Annotated in this window: 14 protein-coding genes; 8 read left to right on the forward strand and 6 right to left on the reverse strand. The window is 45.9% G+C overall.

Annotation, left to right across the window (positions count from 1 at the left end; genetic code table 11):
- Positions 1 to 68: 68 nt before the first annotated feature.
- Positions 69 to 878, reverse strand: a complete 810-nt coding sequence (locus tag BMZ54_RS28280) for a class I SAM-dependent methyltransferase (protein WP_089919866.1) — start codon at positions 876 to 878, stop codon at positions 69 to 71.
- 454 nt (positions 879 to 1,332) lie between these two features.
- Between BMZ54_RS28280 and BMZ54_RS28285 the strand changes: the two genes are divergently transcribed.
- The 4 genes from BMZ54_RS28285 to BMZ54_RS28300 all read left to right on the forward strand — a co-directional run bounded on the left by BMZ54_RS28285 (position 1,333) and on the right by BMZ54_RS28300 (position 7,456).
- Positions 1,333 to 1,635, forward strand: a complete 303-nt coding sequence (locus BMZ54_RS28285) for a hypothetical protein (protein WP_089919868.1) — start codon at positions 1,333 to 1,335, stop codon at positions 1,633 to 1,635.
- A 299-nt stretch (positions 1,636 to 1,934) separates the two neighbouring features.
- Positions 1,935 to 3,266, forward strand: a complete 1,332-nt coding sequence (locus BMZ54_RS28290) for a TolC family protein (RefSeq protein WP_089919870.1) — start codon at positions 1,935 to 1,937, stop codon at positions 3,264 to 3,266.
- Between the two features lie 6 nt (positions 3,267 to 3,272).
- Positions 3,273 to 4,331, forward strand: coding sequence for an efflux RND transporter periplasmic adaptor subunit (locus tag BMZ54_RS28295; protein WP_089919871.1), 1,059 nt, complete (start codon positions 3,273 to 3,275; stop codon positions 4,329 to 4,331).
- Between the two features lie 11 nt (positions 4,332 to 4,342).
- Positions 4,343 to 7,456: an efflux RND transporter permease subunit gene (locus BMZ54_RS28300; RefSeq protein ID WP_089919873.1), complete on the forward strand. Its 3,114-nt coding sequence runs from the start codon at positions 4,343 to 4,345 to the stop codon at positions 7,454 to 7,456.
- 135 nt (positions 7,457 to 7,591) lie between these two features.
- Here BMZ54_RS28300 and BMZ54_RS28305 read toward each other — a convergent pair whose 3' ends face one another.
- Both BMZ54_RS28305 and BMZ54_RS28310 read right to left on the reverse strand, forming a co-directional pair.
- Positions 7,592 to 8,317, reverse strand: coding sequence for a LytR/AlgR family response regulator transcription factor (locus tag BMZ54_RS28305; RefSeq protein WP_089919874.1), 726 nt, complete (start codon positions 8,315 to 8,317; stop codon positions 7,592 to 7,594).
- Positions 8,314 to 9,396 carry a sensor histidine kinase gene (locus tag BMZ54_RS28310; protein ID WP_202909384.1) on the reverse strand — a complete coding sequence of 361 codons (1,083 nt, stop codon included), beginning with the start codon at positions 9,394 to 9,396 and terminating at the stop codon, positions 8,314 to 8,316. Before BMZ54_RS28310 ends, BMZ54_RS28305 begins: the two co-directional genes overlap by 4 nt.
- Before the next feature lie 271 nt (positions 9,397 to 9,667).
- Between BMZ54_RS28310 and BMZ54_RS28315 the strand changes: the two genes are divergently transcribed.
- Both BMZ54_RS28315 and BMZ54_RS28320 read left to right on the forward strand, forming a co-directional pair.
- Positions 9,668 to 10,690, forward strand: coding sequence for a DUF6268 family outer membrane beta-barrel protein (locus tag BMZ54_RS28315; protein ID WP_089919878.1), 1,023 nt, complete (start codon positions 9,668 to 9,670; stop codon positions 10,688 to 10,690).
- A 16-nt stretch (positions 10,691 to 10,706) separates the two neighbouring features.
- Positions 10,707 to 10,928: a hypothetical protein gene (locus BMZ54_RS28320; RefSeq protein WP_089919879.1), complete on the forward strand. Its 222-nt coding sequence runs from the start codon at positions 10,707 to 10,709 to the stop codon at positions 10,926 to 10,928.
- A gap of 1 nt (position 10,929) precedes the next feature.
- Here the strand turns inward: BMZ54_RS28320 and BMZ54_RS28325 are convergent, their stop codons facing one another.
- Entirely contained in the window at positions 10,930 to 11,331 is a 402-nt protein-coding gene (locus BMZ54_RS28325; protein ID WP_089919881.1) for a winged helix-turn-helix transcriptional regulator, read from the reverse strand.
- Between the two features lie 40 nt (positions 11,332 to 11,371).
- Here BMZ54_RS28325 and BMZ54_RS28330 point away from each other — a divergent pair, with 40 nt between their 5' ends.
- Complete coding sequence (locus tag BMZ54_RS28330) at positions 11,372 to 11,836, forward strand: DUF3291 domain-containing protein (RefSeq protein WP_089919882.1); 465 nt, start codon at positions 11,372 to 11,374, stop codon at positions 11,834 to 11,836.
- Between the two features lie 82 nt (positions 11,837 to 11,918).
- Here BMZ54_RS28330 and BMZ54_RS28335 read toward each other — a convergent pair whose 3' ends face one another.
- Complete coding sequence (locus BMZ54_RS28335; RefSeq protein ID WP_089919884.1) at positions 11,919 to 12,395, reverse strand: HvfX family Cu-binding RiPP maturation protein; 477 nt, start codon at positions 12,393 to 12,395, stop codon at positions 11,919 to 11,921.
- Between the two features lie 88 nt (positions 12,396 to 12,483).
- Positions 12,484 to 12,906: a hypothetical protein gene (locus BMZ54_RS28340; protein ID WP_143081166.1), complete on the reverse strand. Its 423-nt coding sequence runs from the start codon at positions 12,904 to 12,906 to the stop codon at positions 12,484 to 12,486.
- Positions 12,907 to 13,350: 444 nt separating this feature from the next.
- On the opposite strand from BMZ54_RS28340, the gene BMZ54_RS28345 reads away from it, so the two are divergent.
- Positions 13,351 to 15,336 (forward strand): GxGYxYP domain-containing protein, encoded by a 1,986-nt coding sequence (locus BMZ54_RS28345; RefSeq protein WP_238386712.1) that lies wholly within the window; start codon positions 13,351 to 13,353, stop codon positions 15,334 to 15,336.
- Positions 15,337 to 15,347 lie beyond the last annotated feature (11 nt).

Below are 15,347 nucleotides of genomic sequence, written 5' to 3' on the forward strand. Positions count from 1 at the left end.
AAGGGTCTGTATGCATTCCGCATCCTACACTATCCTGCTACCCTTTTGAATAAACCGTTTTTTTAGGTTCAACAGCTAACAGTTACCTTTAAAAAAGTAGCCGGAATAGAAGTATTCCCTGTGCTGCTTTTGTTCTGACTGTTAAACAAAGCCTCTAACTCAGCCTGCAGCTCTGAGGCCTTGCCATTTTTTTCAGCAGCTTCAAAAGCATTCATAGTAGGACCGTAATAGTCCCTGAAATTTTTAACAAATTCCGCAGGTGAATAGGGCGCATTAAATGTAAAAGTCTCTTTAGAAAAGCTAATGTTCTCCTTTGCTATACCGGCGCTGTTAAAACGTTCGATCACATTGCTCTCAACACCCCATAGCATGGGACTTACAAAACCTTCCGGTGGCGGCGGCGTATAAGCGGAGCTGATCTTTAGGATCTGTGCTACCAGCGTCGGATCGCCGGGGATCCAGTTTCCCATCACTATTCTTCCGCCCGGGCGTGTAACACGCACCATTTCTCTGGCAACATCAAACGGTTTTGGCGCGAACATAGCGCCAAAAAAGCTCATCACCAGGTCAAAGCTATGATCTGCCAGCATATGCAGGTCAGTGGCATCGCCCTCCTGGATAGTACAATTGGTAAGTCCCTCTTTCTTAATCCGGTTGTTTCCTGCCTCTACAAGATTCGCTGCAATGTCAACGCCTGATACCTGCGCGCCTAGTCTTGCGGCCGGCAGTGCGGTAGTGCCGTCTCCACAACCGAGATCAAGCACCTGAAGCCCCGGTTTAATTCCCAGGTCAGCTACCAGCGCATCGCCGCTTTCCCGCATGGTTTCAGCTATACGGGTAAAATCACCCTTTTCCCACAAAGTTTTGTTTGGATTCATTGTAATGTAATTTTGGAGTTAATAATGCCGGGGTTCAATAAATTTATTAGCAAGTATGGAATTTGTCCCTTGTTTAGTAGCCATAACCGCGAAACACGTATACGCTACGCTTCACACAACCTAAATTATACCTTTAAATTAATATAAATTAGTGAACAAACCCAATCCCTCATCATGCGTTTCCCTGATTGATAGTTCAGTATAAGCAGTTATAGGCTGACCAATAAAATTGATCCGTTATAATGGCAAGCGCTTGATGATGGAAAGATCCGTTCTTTGGCTAATTAAGTCCCTGCTTAACTTCCCGGTCAGCTTATTTAAGATCTTTTATGGTGAGATGTTAAAAAATCTTTAAAAGTGGTATAGCTGCACCTTAAAATTTGCTTATAACTTTTGCCGCAAACTTATTGAAACCATGGCTTTCAGTAACTTTCCGCTTTAATTCAGGCGTGTTATGGCGAATGGAAGCAAATCACCACATATCCTCAATACATCTACGAACCTGCTGGGGTTTTGTTTAATAGTGCTCACCTCTATCAAAGTCATGCATTTTAATAATGGCACCCTCATTGATGATAGTACCGGGGTTGCCGCGCTGTTATTAATGGCCAGCTGTTTACTTTCGTTCCTGTCCATGCGTGCGGATCATGAGCGAAAGAGCGAACAGCTGGAAAGGGTGGCCGACTATGTTTTCCTGGTTGGGCTGATCTGCGTAAGTGTTACAACCGTGCTGGTATCCTTTAACCTGATCTCATAAATATTAGCCACATACCCCTCTCCTGCTTATGCTTGGTAATGGCGCAGCCGGTTCTTTGCTGTGCTTAAAACAATTTCTGCAACTCTTCGCCGCTACAAATACTACGCTTCACCCTTTAAGTGTTCAGCTCCCCTGATCCCGGAAATAATAGGTAGTAGCCTGAATATGGTTTGTATAAGAAAGAACAGGGTTCGTATAATAAGCAAAATACCGATCCCTGCACCGGCTACTTTTGGCCCGTCTAACTAAAACAGCTACTATTTCAGCGGTTGTAAAAGTAAGATGAGCAAGAAGATCATATGAACCGGAAAATCATTGTACTATTCTTATGCAGCTTTGCATTAAAGGTTAACGCCCAGGATAACTGGACCTTAAAACAATGCATTGATTATGGCCTGAAAAATAACCGTAACAACACTATTTATGCCAATGAAAAGCGGGCTGCTGACGCTAAGGCAAAAGAAGCGCTGGCCGATTACCTGCCGCGGGTGAGCCTCACCTCCACACTGGATGACAATCTTAAGCTACAGCAAACAGTGATCCCTGCAGGCATCTTTGGACCCAATGATGTAAAGGTATCTTTAAGCAAGCAATATAGCAGCAACGCCACTGCGCAGCTTGACCAGGTGATCTATGACCAATCCATGCTTACCGGCCTGAAAGCCAATAAATACAACCGGCAGCAGGCGGAGCTTAACATACAGCAAAGCCAGGAAGCTATCATTTATAACATCAGCACGGCCTGGTTCCAGATCTTCGTGTACAGGCAGCAGTTAGAGCTGCTGCAGGTTAATAAAGAAACGTATGAAAAGCAGATAGCCATATACCGCCTGCAGGTAAGTAAGGGAACCGCATTGCAAAAAGATCAGGATAAAGTTACCGTTGACTATAACAATACCGTTTCCCAGATCCGCGTAGCAGAAAGTAACCTGCAGCTGGCTGAAAATGAGCTGAAATATGAAATGGGTTACCCCATTAATGAGCCGCTTGCAGTAGATACTTCAGCAGGCATAAAAATCCCTGCAGCACTCCCTGAAGATAGTGCAGGGGCCTTTTCTCCAACAGCAAGGGTTGATTACAGGCTCTCCCAGGTGAACATACAGGCGCTGCAAATAGAGCAGGCACGTATAAGGGCCGAAGCGCTTCCTAAGCTAACTGCCTACGCCCGCTATGGCGCAGTAGGCTTTGGCAATAACCTGAAGGAATCCTATAGTACACTGCTGCCGTTTTCCGCTGTAGGTTTGAAGCTAACTATTCCCATTCTCGATTTCTATAAACGTAATGCCCAATATAAGCAGGCAGAGATTAACCGTATTAATGCGGAAGAAAAGCTGAAGCTGGCTGAAGGGCAGTATAAAATGGAATATGAGAACAACCGCACCAAGCTGCTGCAGGCGCAGGCCAACGTGGAAAATGACCAGCGCAATATTGCCCTGGCAGAATCGGTGCTGAAGGTCACGGACCTCCAGTTCCAAAAAGGCATCACTGACCTTACTGATTGGCTGAATACACAGCACTCGCTCAAGGAAGCACAGAACAGCTACCTGAATTCCCTGTACAATTATTACCTGGCTAAGATAGACCTTGAAAAGGCAGCAGGAACATTGAAAACCTTTTATAATTCACTTTAAAGCGCCATGAAACAAAAACTTATAGTAACCCTGGTATGTATCGGTATAACCGGGATGATCGTACTCAAGCTGTTCTCCAATAAAAGAAAGATCAATGAGAAGAACCAGCCAGCGTCCGTTGAAAACATCCGTATACCCGTAACCGTTGCAGCCGTTACGGAGAGTATACAGCAAACAGGCATCGTAAAAACCGGTATGCTGGCTCCTTTTAAGGAAGCAAAGGTTTTATCAGTAAGCAGCGGTAATGTGCAGCGCCTGCACTTTAACCTGGGCGACAATGTACGCCAGGGACAAACGCTGGCCGTTATTGATTCCCGGCTGCTGCAGCTTGACCTGCAGAAATCAGCCTCCAATGTAGCCAGGTTTCGCAGCGATCTGCTAACCTATTCTGAATTGCTGGCAGGGAATGCTGCCACCCGGGAAAAGGTAGATGAGATCCGCCAGAACTATAATGATGCAGTGAACCAGTCATCCCAGCTGGAAAGGCAGATAGCCGATGCCAGCATCAAAGCCCCTACCAGCGGCATTATTAGTATCAAATCAGTTGAAGAAGGCATGTATGTAAGCGCCGGTACTGAGATAGCCACTATTGTAAATCTTTCCCGGTTAAAAGTACAGGTAAACCTTACTGAAGCAGAAGTGTACCAGGTGGCATTAGGTGAAAAGATCAAGCTCACAACAGACGTTTATCCCGGTAAGTCATTTTCAGGCGCCGTTACTTTTATTAGCCCGCAGGCTAACCAGGCCTACAACTACCTGGTAGAGATCACCGCGGAGAATGATAAAGATGCGCCTTTACGTTCCGGCACTTCTGTTTATGCCGACTTTTCCCGAAAAACATCCCAAAATGTATTGCTGATCCCGCGGGAAGCATTGAATGCAAGCACCCAGGACGCTTCCGTATACGTGGTAAAAGATGGCAAGGCCATTTTACGCAGTATAAAAACCGGTATTGAATATGGCAGCAATATCCAGGTCACTGAAGGCCTGCAACCCGGTGAGCAGGTGATCACTTCCGGGCAGATCAATCTAAAAGATGGTTCGTTAATCAATGTTTCAAAATAAAGATCAGGAGTATGTCATTAACTGAAATTGCCATTAAAAGGCCATTATTACTCATAGTTATATTTACAGTCCTGGTTCTTTTCGGGGTGCAGTGCTACCTTAGCCTGAACTATAACCTGCTTCCCAAAATAGAAGTACCGACCGTTTCTGTGAGCACCCTTTATCCCGGCGCCGCAGCAGCAGAAGTGCAGACAACCGTTACTAAAAAGCTGGAAGATGCCTTTTCTGCTGTGGAGGGGCTTGACCAGATCAGCTCCACTTCCCAGGAAAGCGTTTCCATCATCACCATCTCTTTTAAAAATGGTACCGACATCAACAAGGCGGAACGGGATGTGCAGCGCAAGGCAGACCAAACCATTAACGACCTGCCCGATGATGCCGAAAGACCCCAGGTGAACAAAGTGAACCCGGAGGAAACTCCTGTCATAAAAGCCGGGGTAACTGCTACCATGAGTCCCCGTAACCTGTACGATCTTGTAGACAACCAGCTTAGACCGGTGTTGCAAAATGTACCGGGTGTGGGCAAGGTGAATATTATTGGCGGCGATGAACGCGAGATCCAGGTTAACATTAACCAGGAAAAATTACATTCCTATGGTCTTTCTATTACACAAATAACACAGGCCGTCAGTAATGCCAATCTTTCATTTCCCGCAGGCAGCATTGAAACAAAGAACCAACAGCTGTCCATTCGCTACGATGCCAATGTTAGCTCACTGGATCAGCTGCGTAATCTCATCATAAAACAAGCTCCCGGCCAGGGAGCCATCTATCTCAGGGATATTGCGGAAGTGGTGGATGCCACGGCCCAAACCACGGCCATCAATCATATTAACGGTATCCCCTCCATCGGCATACAGATCGTTAAACAAACAGATGCCAATGCAGTGGATGTGAGCGCCGGGGTTAAAAAAACATTTACACGCATAGAACAACAATACAGATCCCGGGATCTGAAATTCAATATTTCATCCGATCAGAGCATCTATACATTACATTCAGCAAACGCCGTAATAGAAGACCTCGGCCTGGCCATTCTGATCGTAGGAGTTGTAATGCTGGCTTTCCTGCACAGTATGAGAAGTTCCATGTTTGTACTGCTGGCGCTACCTTCATCCATTGTCCCCACTTTTATTGCCATGTACCTCTTAGGGTTTTCCCTGAACATGATGACATTAATGGCTATGTCTTTGGTAGTTGGTATCCTGGTGGATGATTCCATTGTAGTGCTGGAAAATATCTATCGTCATATGGAAATGGGTGCGGATAAGCGGAAAGCGGCCCTGGAAGGCCGTAACGAAATAGGTTTTACCGCCCTTTCCATTACCTTGGTGGATGTGGTGGTGTTCCTGCCGCTGGCGCTGGCGGGGGGCATGATCGGTTCCATACTCCGGGAGTTTTCCCTGGTGGTGGTATGCTCAACCCTTATGAGCCTCTTTGTTTCATTTACCATCACCCCCCTGCTGGTAAGCCGCTTCGGTAAGCTGGAAGCGCTGAAGAAAAATACGCTCTGGGGAAAGCTTAACCTGGGTTTTGAATACTTTCTTAATAACCTGAAAGAAGGTTATGGCAAGCTGCTGGAAATAGTGCTCCATAAGAAAAGATGGCTTTTGTCAGGTACCTTGCTGCTGATCATTGGGTCCATAGCGTTGATCCCAACCGGTTTTATAGGCGCTTCATTTATCCCGAAAACAGACCAGAGTGACCTGGTCATCAATATGGAGCTGGAACCAACGGCCACCATCTATAAAACCAATATGCTTGTACAACAGGCTGAAAAAATAATCATGCAGCAGCCCGAAGTTGAAAAGGTATTTTCCAGCATCGGGTTTGTGAGTGGAAACGTAGCCGGCACCAGCAGCAATGCCAACCTTGCAGAGCTTACCTTAACGCTGGTAGATAAGAAAAACCGCCGCTTATCAGCAGAAGAATTTGGCACATACATACAGCAAAAACTGAGCGCTTCTATCACCGGCGTTAAGTTCTCCGCATCCGCTACCTCCATAACAGGAAACGTGAGCAGCGTCCCTATACAGGTGGCCATAAAGGGCGTAGATCTCAAAGAGGTACGCCAGGTGGCAGAAGCCTATCAGAAAATAATAGCAGCAGTACCGGGCACACAGTTCGTAAAGCTCTCCGTTAAGGATAAAAAGCCTGAGATAGATATTAAGCTGAACCGGGAAAAAATGAGCCTGCTGGGCCTTAATGCCAGCCAGGTGGGCGCTGCGCTTCAAAACTCCTTTAGCGGCAATGATCAAAGCCAGTACAAACAGGCAGGCAACGAGTACAACATTCTCGTTAGCCTCGACAAGTTTAACCGCTCTGATGTTAAGAACGTGCGCAACCTGCCGTTTGTTAACGCCGATGGACAAACGATCTTATTAAGCCAGTTTGCAGAAGTAACGGAAGACCTTGGGGAAACTACCCTGCAGCGCATAGACCGCCTGGGCGCTATTACCGTACAGGCCAATGTGGCTGGGCGGCCTACCGGAACTGTTACCAGCGAGATCAAGGAGAAAGCCAGGTCTGTAAAAATTCCGGATGGCATCAGTGTAGCGTACCTGGGTGATTCCAAAAACCAGGGCGATGCTTTTGGCAGCCTGGGGCTGGCGCTGCTTACAGCTATTATCCTGGTGTACCTTATTATGGTGGCGTTATATGAAAATGCGGTGTATCCCTTTGTGGTGCTGTTCTCCATACCAGTAGCGCTTATCGGGGCATTGTTAGCCCTGGCGCTGACCATGGAAACCCTGAACATTTTTACCATTATCGGGATCATCATGTTATTGGGGCTGGTTTCAAAAAATGCCATCCTGATCGTGGACTTTACCAATAAGCTGAAAGAGGAAGGTTACAGTGTACAGGAAGCCCTGGTAGAAGCAGGCAAGGAACGGTTACGTCCTATATTAATGACCACCCTGGCCATGGTGTTTGGGATGCTGCCTATAGCCATTGCAAGCGGCGCAGCATCTGAGATTAAGAACGGTATGGCCTGGGTAATTATCGGTGGCCTTACCAGCTCCATGATCCTTACACTATTTGTAGTGCCCAGCATGTATTTTATTATAGACGGTTTAATTGGAAAAAGCAAAAAACCTGCTAAAGAATTAATAATGAATAATTGAAATGATTAGGTCCCGTCATTGCCGGGAGCCGGGAGGCTACTGTGGGAAGGGAGGCGAAGCAATGACGCAAGGCATAAGACAAAAAAGCAGAAAGTCATTACAATAGCTTTCTGCTTTTTACTTTCAGCTTTACGCTTATTCCTCCGGGTTAAGCGATCCCCCTGAATAGACCGCAAAAAAGTCCTTCCTGTACACATCTCCCAAAGGAATTTCAGTTGCCCCGAGATAAATATTGCGATGATCAAATGAATCAATGTAGTTTATATTCACCACGTACGACTTACTGACCCGTAGAAAAAGGCGCGCAGGCATCTTTTGGTGAATAGTTTTCAGATTCATGGCCGTAATAAGCTTCTGGCTGCCGGTATAGATCACCACATAATCCTTAAGTCCTTCTATAAACCTGATATCGCCAAAGTTGATCCGGTGAAACCGCCGGTCTGATTTAACCAATAAAAAATCAGCCGTGTTAGCCTCTATAATATTTTTCTCCGTATCATCTGAAAGCAGCTTTTTGTAGATCTCTGCTTTGTGGATCGCTTTTTCGAGACGGGTTTTTTCTATAGGTTTCAGGAGATAGTCGATAGCATCCAGCTCATAGCTTTTTAACGCATACTGTGGATAAGCCGTTGTAAAAATGGTCAGGGTTTGCCGGGGCAATTGCGTCGCAAATTCCAGCCCTGTAACCATAGGCATTTCAATATCCAGGAAAATGAGGTCTACTTCGTTCTCTTTTAAAAAATTCAGGGCAGTGGGAGCATTGGAAAATTTCCCCAGTATTTCTATCTGGGATACCTCTTTGATCATTGCCTGCATTTCTTCCCTTGCCAGCGGCTCATCATCTACAATAATACAGTTCATATGGGTATAGTTAATTGTGTGTTATAGGTGGTGGTGCTGCTGCTGATCTCAAGTACATAGTTATCGCCGTATAAAAGCTCCAGCCTTCTTTTTATGTTTGCCAGCCCTAACCCGCGGTTCTTCTCATCTGAAAGTATATAACCGGGATCCTTTGAATTAATGCAGCTGAAATAAAGCTTATCTCCATTTACCTTCAGTGTGATATTGATGTAGGATGTTGCCCCGCTGATATCCACGCTATGTTTTACGGCATTTTCTATAAAGATGGTGAACAGGCTGGGAGGTAAAAAGATCCTGTTAAGGATTGAAGGATCAATCTCTGTGCTGATGTTAACGGAAAGGTTATCCCTTCTGAGCCTTTCCAGGTCCAGGAAGTTCGACAAAAAATTAAGCTCAGATCGCAGCAGTATTCTTTCATCATTGTTCTCATAAAGCTGGTAACGCAGGAACTCGGAGAGCTTCATAATAACCAGGTTCGCTTTATCCGGATCGGTACGCACCAGCGCCTTAATGCCATTCAGCATGTTAAAGAGGAAATGCGGGCTCACCTGGTTCCGCAACTCACTTAGCTCCATGGTTAAAGTAATATTCCTCAGCTCTGCCATCCTTTCGCTATCCCGCATCCACCGCTGGAACAGCTTTATCATGGTGGAGACCAGCGTGATCGCGATCAGTATGATAGCGCCCTCATAAGATCCCTTAACAACGCCGTGTTGCCGCCGGCGGGCCGCTAATTGTTCCGGGGTAAAAACGGATTCCATTGCATAAGCCAATAGTATTTCACATGCCACTACCAATAACACCAGGAGGGCCAGGTAAAGCACGTATTGCCCCTTAAAAAAAAACCTCGGAACAAGGATATTCATATTGAAATAACACATAAATATCAGGGAGCCATACACCAGAGATATCCTTTGATAATACATGTGACCACCGGATTCCTCTAAGAATGTAGTATCAAATAAAATAATAACCATTATGCCCAGCAACAGCACAGCATGCCGTAACAGCTTGTAGCGATCGTCAACGATCAGCCGTATAATTTTTGTATTCTCTGGCTCGAGGCGATCGTTTCCCATAATACTCTAAGAAGAATTTAACTTTAAACAAAGATAAAGCGATATATACCTGCAGCAATGGCAAATTATACGAAACCCCGCTCTTGTCCTACCAAATCTTACCCCCAAAAGGCTTTAGTATAAAATGTAACCCGGTTGGTATAAAAACAAAAAACAACGATCGTATTATTCCTTCCTTTGTTTCGTGTAGTACTGCAAAACATACTCACAACCTGTACAGCATTTATACAATAATTTTTTCCGGCCTTAATCAAACCTTAAAACAAAGGACATGAACATTAGAAAAAGGGTAGTAGTAACAAAAGGTATGCTGCTGTTATCAGCAGCTTGTTTTTCGCAAACCAGGGACAGCATCCCTGCAAAAACACGGGATAGTGTGAATATATCCAAACGGGTAGAAACCTATGCCGCCGACAAATTTGCAATTTCCCGTCCACTGAATATTGAATTTATCCATACATCACCCTATAACTATACTTCAAAAAGAGGGGAAGAACAGCTCCCCGAAAGCAGGGTTACCGGTTTTGAGCAGATAAAGGTGAGCGCAAATATAAACTTCATAAAAAAACAGACCTGGATGCTGGGCGCCACGCTGGGTTACCGGTACACCGCTTTGAAAGCTGATATCACCAAACCGGCGGTAGGTGGCATCATGCCTGTTGACGATGAGTTCCACTACCTTTTTTCCTCGCTTAACTTCACCTATTTTTCAAAGCTGTTCAATAAACGGACCATCTATACTTCCAGCATTTTATTTGACGGCAGCGATAAACATTTTGAGAGGGTTAAAGGCCTCTTTACCGGGACCATGATCCTGAAGGCCAACCAGCGTACCAAACTAATGGTAGGGTTACTCGTTAATATCGACCCCAGCTCTCAGACCCCCGTATTACCTACCTTCTCCTATGAACATAAATTCAATAATGGCCTGATTGTAGATATGATCCTTCCAAGAAGCCTCTATCTCAGAAAGTACGTTTTTACCAATGGAAGAATATCACTGGGCACAGAAATAGACAGAACTTCCTTTTACCTGTACAATATAGATGGCACTGATCAACGGTATGAGTACAGGCAATTAGACTTAAACTCTGGATTAATGTACGAGCATGTTATAGCAAAGCATTTTGTGCTCACAGCAAGAACCGGGATGAAAATAACGCCCTCAGGCCGCGTGTTCAGGAAAGAGGATTCATTCGGGGATCCGGTATTTCAGACCACTCCCGACCCGGCTTTTTATTTCAATGTAGGCATATCTTTTAACCCTTTCACGGTGCTGGGAATAAAAAAGTAAGGTACAACATTCCATCATGGTAAAAGTTTTCAAAACAGATGTAGCATATACGGAAAAGGCGAAGCATATCGTCCATCACCTCCTGCAAAAATATCCGTACCTGTGCATTAACTTTGACCTGGAAGACGAGGACAAGATCATGAGGATTGAAGGAACTTTCTTTAAGGCAGCTGACATTATTCACTGCCTTAAAGAACAGGGTCATTGCTGTGTGGACCTGCCCATAGATTTAGAGTAGTTTAATCCAGGGTCAGCTCCAGCATTTCTTTTATTGACAACACATCTTCCAGGTTAGCCATTCCCCAATCCTGCAATTGTTCCAGCAGCGGCAGCAGCGACTTGCCGCGGTCAGATAAAGTATATTCTACTTTCTGCAGTTTGTGGTCATGCTGCACGCGTATAATAACATCATCCCGCTCCAGATCTCTCAGGTGTTCCGATAATATTTTCCTGCTGATATTAGGAATGATCCGGTGCAGATCATTATACCGCATGGGCCTTTCCGCCAGGTAGCAAATAATACAGGGCTTCCACTTGGAAGCAAACAATTTCAGTGTGGCTATTACAGAACATTGGTGGTTGAATAATGGAGGCGCTGATTTTTTAACCAGTAACCTTTTCGTAACTTCTTGACTGTGCATAAGATCCCATCTAAATTTGCAATTAAATCTACCGAATTTTATGAAATATCAGCTTGCACAATTGAATATAGGCAGAATGCTGGCCCCACTGGACAGCGAGGTAATGAAAGATTTTGTTTCAAATCTTGATGCCATTAATGCACTTGCGGATAACAGCCCGGGCTTCATATGGCGGTATACAAGCGATGGCAATAACGCCACTTCCACCAGGATCTTTGAGGATGACTACCTGATCGTAAACATGTCTGTCTGGACCGATATGGATGCGCTGTTTGATTATGTTTACCGGTCAGCACATGTTGAAATTTTCAAACGCAAAAAGGAGTGGTTTCAAAAGCTGGACTCCATGCACATGGTTATGTGGTATGTGCCGGAAGGCAAGACACCTACGGTGGAAGAAGCTGTGGAGCGCCTGGTTTACCTCAGGGAGCATAAAGCAACTCCGTATGCGTTTACATTTAAAAAAGCTTTCCCCGTTAGTGAGGCACTGTCATTTGTGAAATAGTTATAAAATGCACGCTACCTTCCATACCTTAAAAAGGCAGGCGTAGCGTGCAATGATCAATTCACTTTCTGTTATTTTCTAATCAGCGCTGTGTTTTCCTTTTTACAAACCAGGCATCAACAGATAAAACGCCCGCACCGGTGATGACCAGCGAAACCAAACCGGCAATGTACACCAGGTTTATCTCGTACCCCGGAGGCCCAAACACAGGGCCCTGTGGTGTTAAGCCGATGGTTTTAACGGAGCTGAAACCGTAGTGAATGTGAATAGTGAACATAGCCACCAGCATGGTAATAATAAGCGGTATGGCAGCGATGCTTACAAAAACTCCCAGGAAAATGGCCAACCCGCCAAACAGCTCTGTTAAGGTGGAGAGCCAGGCCATTATATGAGGAAAAGGAACACCGGTCTGGGATAATAGCTTCTCAAAACCCGCCGGCCCCCGGCTTAATTTCGCCCAGCCATGGGCCATAAATCCAAAACCGGTCACTAACCGTAAAAATAAAGGAGCCAGCTGCCGGTAGTTCTTACCCGCTATCGAAAAAGTGTTGTTAAGCATGTTTGATAATTTTTAAGTACACGATACTAAACAGCCCAGAGCCTGTTCAGAAGCCCGAACAATAGATCCACAGATGTTAAGACCGGTATCAGATTAAAAACACGCTGTTCCTGAGATAAATGGGAATGGGATTGATCCTGAAGGCAGGAGGACTGTAAAACCGGTGAATGATCTTTTTAAAAAGATCAAAACAGGTAAGAAAAGCTATAAAAAGAACCGTGGTTAAAGCGGTAGGAACGTTATGGGAAAAACGCTCAGGCGAAGGAATAATCCTGCTAATGCTGGGGCCAGCACACATATCATGGGCAGTGATCTTTGTGCCCCCTGTACTTTTTTGTTCTGCATGCCCCTTTTTGAGATAGGAGAAAAGCGCATTCCTGACCGGGCAGGAGCTAAGCACTAAAAAGATCAATACCAGCATTAAGCCTGTGAATGAATGCAGGCTTTGACGGATCTTTCCAGGTTCTGTCCTTAACTGTGCAGCACGCGATCTTTTCTTATAATAGTACATGCTTATGGTTGGTTGCAGATATACATTACCCATCAAAACTAGGAAAATAAAATTGTAACGGGCTACCGCTTAAAAAATATCCGTACCAGTCAGCCCTTTCACCCTGCGCCTGGCTATGCCACTGCAATGTGAAACCCAGGATAAAATTTCAATTACAAATTATAATACTTATTTTTATAAGGCCTTGCTCACCGTAAAGGAATGAACCGGCCCTTACGGTACGCTATTGAAAACCTTCATACAATCATTTACGCCAGTTATGATTGTGGAAAACCCGTATTCTTGCCCTTTTGCCGGATAGATCGTACATACCATATAATAATTCCACTTCCGGGAAAGAGCGTTGTTATTAACCAATTACTTAACCTTCAACCCATGTGTAAACCAATTAGCCCTCTTACTAAGATTGCAGCACTGCTGTTACCCTTGCTTCAATTATTCATTATGCCATCCTTAGCCCAGGTAACATGGCCGGCTACCCAGCTTCTTCCCTCCTTTCCTGCAACCGCGCAAACGCAGGACCTGATCATTCTCCGGGAAACCACCTCGCGCTGGGAAGGTGAAGGCTCTTCGCTGGGCCACCATACCGGCCGCTTAGAGACGGATGGCTGGCTTTGCCAAACCGGCATCGACGCACCCAATGAGCATATGATCTTTGGCCCCTATGATACCAACACCCCGGCTGGCCCTAATGTAGCGGAGTTCCGCATGAAGATCGATAACAACACCGCGAACGACGATTCTGTGGTGGATATTGATGTAAGAAATGCTACAACCGGCCAGATCCTTGCCGCGCAAACCATTACCCGCAGGCAGTTCCCCATAGCCTCCAATTACACCAGCTTTACATTGCCCTTTACAATGCCTGCAGCTAATCAATCACTTGAGCTGCGCGTCTACTGGCGGGGAGCGGCCTATATAAAGGTGGACTGGGTTGGCCTGCAGCAAAACAACTCCTCCGCTGAAATGTACCTGTTTGCTTCGTTGAAAGGCATTGTTAACAAAACGCAACCGCGGATCTTCTCCTATGAAGGCGATGCATTTGCGGAAGGACAATACACCTGGCTGCAGTCATTAGGTTTAAGCTGGACTGAGCCGGCAGACAAATGGAACCTGATCACTAAATACCGCAGTGAGTTATCCGGGTTAATTGTTTACGATCCGGCACAGATCCATACCGTTAACCTGGCAACCATACTGGCCAAAGACAGGAAAGCGCTCATAGCCTCACCGGACCTGCTGTCAAGGCTAACAGCCGCCCCCTATAATTTACCGGTGCTGCTAGACCTGCGCGGCCAGTATAGCAGTAAGCTGCAGGTATACCAGGCGATCTATAATACTTACTGGCCCAACATTGATCATCGTTTACTAATAGGGTTAAATCCGGAGGTGCATAAAGCAGCCTTGCGTGAATATGCTACTGCATTGGGTGCCGCAGTGATATGGCTGGATCCCAATGTAGCAGCTGAAAGCACCTTGCTGAACAGCTTTTTATCCTCCATGCCGGCCGGCGCCAACTACATGGGCTGGTGGCCGGAAGAAGGCCCGGGCGTACAAAGGGCCTCCAGCTACGGCATTGCAACCGTTGCAAGTGACTGGGCTACCAACCTCACGGTGCATAGCGGCATGTCCAGAACCGTAAATCTTAAACCGATGCCCCCCAAACCGGCATTGCAGAATAAGATCTATGTGGCTTTTATATTAAGTGATGGCGATAACTTACAGTATGTGGAGCATCTTATGCGTAAGCTGTGGAACAATCCTGACCGTGGCGCAGTGCCCATGGGATGGACCCTCTCCCCTGCTATGCTGGATGCAATGCCCGGGGCGTTAAACTATTACTGGCAAAGCTCCACCAATAATGATAACCTGATCTCCGGCCCTTCCGGTTACGGTTACGCCTATCCCAACAGCTGGCCCTCTCAAAGCTCGCTGAACCAGTTTGCAGCTAAAACGGAGGACTATAATAAGCGTGCAGGCTTCAGGGTTATAACTATCTGGAATACGATTACCGGCGGCATCAATCAAAATGTTGGGGAAACCTTTGCCAGCTATGCGCCAACAACGCTTGGCCTTACGGCCCAGAATACCGGTGGCGGGCTTACCATTTATAACAACAGCCTGCCGGGCATGGCGCTTTCCTGCAATTACTGCACAAATGAGCAGGCCATGAAAGATCATATTGCATCTGCTGCCGCGGGGTGGAATGGAACCTCACCGCGCTTCATTATCATACAGGCGCAGCCCTGGCAGGATGTAACGCCTACCAGCTTTAAGAACGTGGCCAATTCCCTTAATACAGATTATATAGTGGTGCGCCCGGATCATATTTTTCAGCTGATCCGTGAAGCAAATGGACTGCCCACTGATCCGGGTCCTGTGCCTTTGGTGAAGCTATTGCAGACCACAGGTACACACGCCGGCAGGTAAGCATATACAGG

Source organism: Chitinophaga rupis (genome assembly GCF_900109685.1).
In the GTDB taxonomy this organism is placed as follows: Bacteria; Bacteroidota; Bacteroidia; order Chitinophagales; family Chitinophagaceae; genus Chitinophaga; species Chitinophaga rupis.

Coding starts and splice junctions, on each gene's coding strand:
- BMZ54_RS28280 (WP_089919866.1), bottom strand. CDS start 878: ATGAATCCAAACAAAACTTTGTGGGAAAAGGGTGATTTTACCCGTATA.
- BMZ54_RS28285 (WP_089919868.1), top strand. CDS start 1,333: ATGGCGAATGGAAGCAAATCACCACATATCCTCAATACATCTACGAAC.
- BMZ54_RS28290 (WP_089919870.1), top strand. CDS start 1,935: ATGAACCGGAAAATCATTGTACTATTCTTATGCAGCTTTGCATTAAAG.
- BMZ54_RS28295 (WP_089919871.1), top strand. CDS start 3,273: ATGAAACAAAAACTTATAGTAACCCTGGTATGTATCGGTATAACCGGG.
- BMZ54_RS28300 (WP_089919873.1), top strand. CDS start 4,343: ATGTCATTAACTGAAATTGCCATTAAAAGGCCATTATTACTCATAGTT.
- BMZ54_RS28305 (WP_089919874.1), bottom strand. CDS start 8,317: ATGAACTGTATTATTGTAGATGATGAGCCGCTGGCAAGGGAAGAAATG.
- BMZ54_RS28310 (WP_202909384.1), bottom strand. CDS start 9,396: ATGGGAAACGATCGCCTCGAGCCAGAGAATACAAAAATTATACGGCTG.
- BMZ54_RS28315 (WP_089919878.1), top strand. CDS start 9,668: ATGAACATTAGAAAAAGGGTAGTAGTAACAAAAGGTATGCTGCTGTTA.
- BMZ54_RS28320 (WP_089919879.1), top strand. CDS start 10,707: ATGGTAAAAGTTTTCAAAACAGATGTAGCATATACGGAAAAGGCGAAG.
- BMZ54_RS28325 (WP_089919881.1), bottom strand. CDS start 11,331: ATGCACAGTCAAGAAGTTACGAAAAGGTTACTGGTTAAAAAATCAGCG.
- BMZ54_RS28330 (WP_089919882.1), top strand. CDS start 11,372: ATGAAATATCAGCTTGCACAATTGAATATAGGCAGAATGCTGGCCCCA.
- BMZ54_RS28335 (WP_089919884.1), bottom strand. CDS start 12,395: ATGCTTAACAACACTTTTTCGATAGCGGGTAAGAACTACCGGCAGCTG.
- BMZ54_RS28340 (WP_143081166.1), bottom strand. CDS start 12,906: ATGTACTATTATAAGAAAAGATCGCGTGCTGCACAGTTAAGGACAGAA.
- BMZ54_RS28345 (WP_238386712.1), top strand. CDS start 13,351: ATGCCATCCTTAGCCCAGGTAACATGGCCGGCTACCCAGCTTCTTCCC.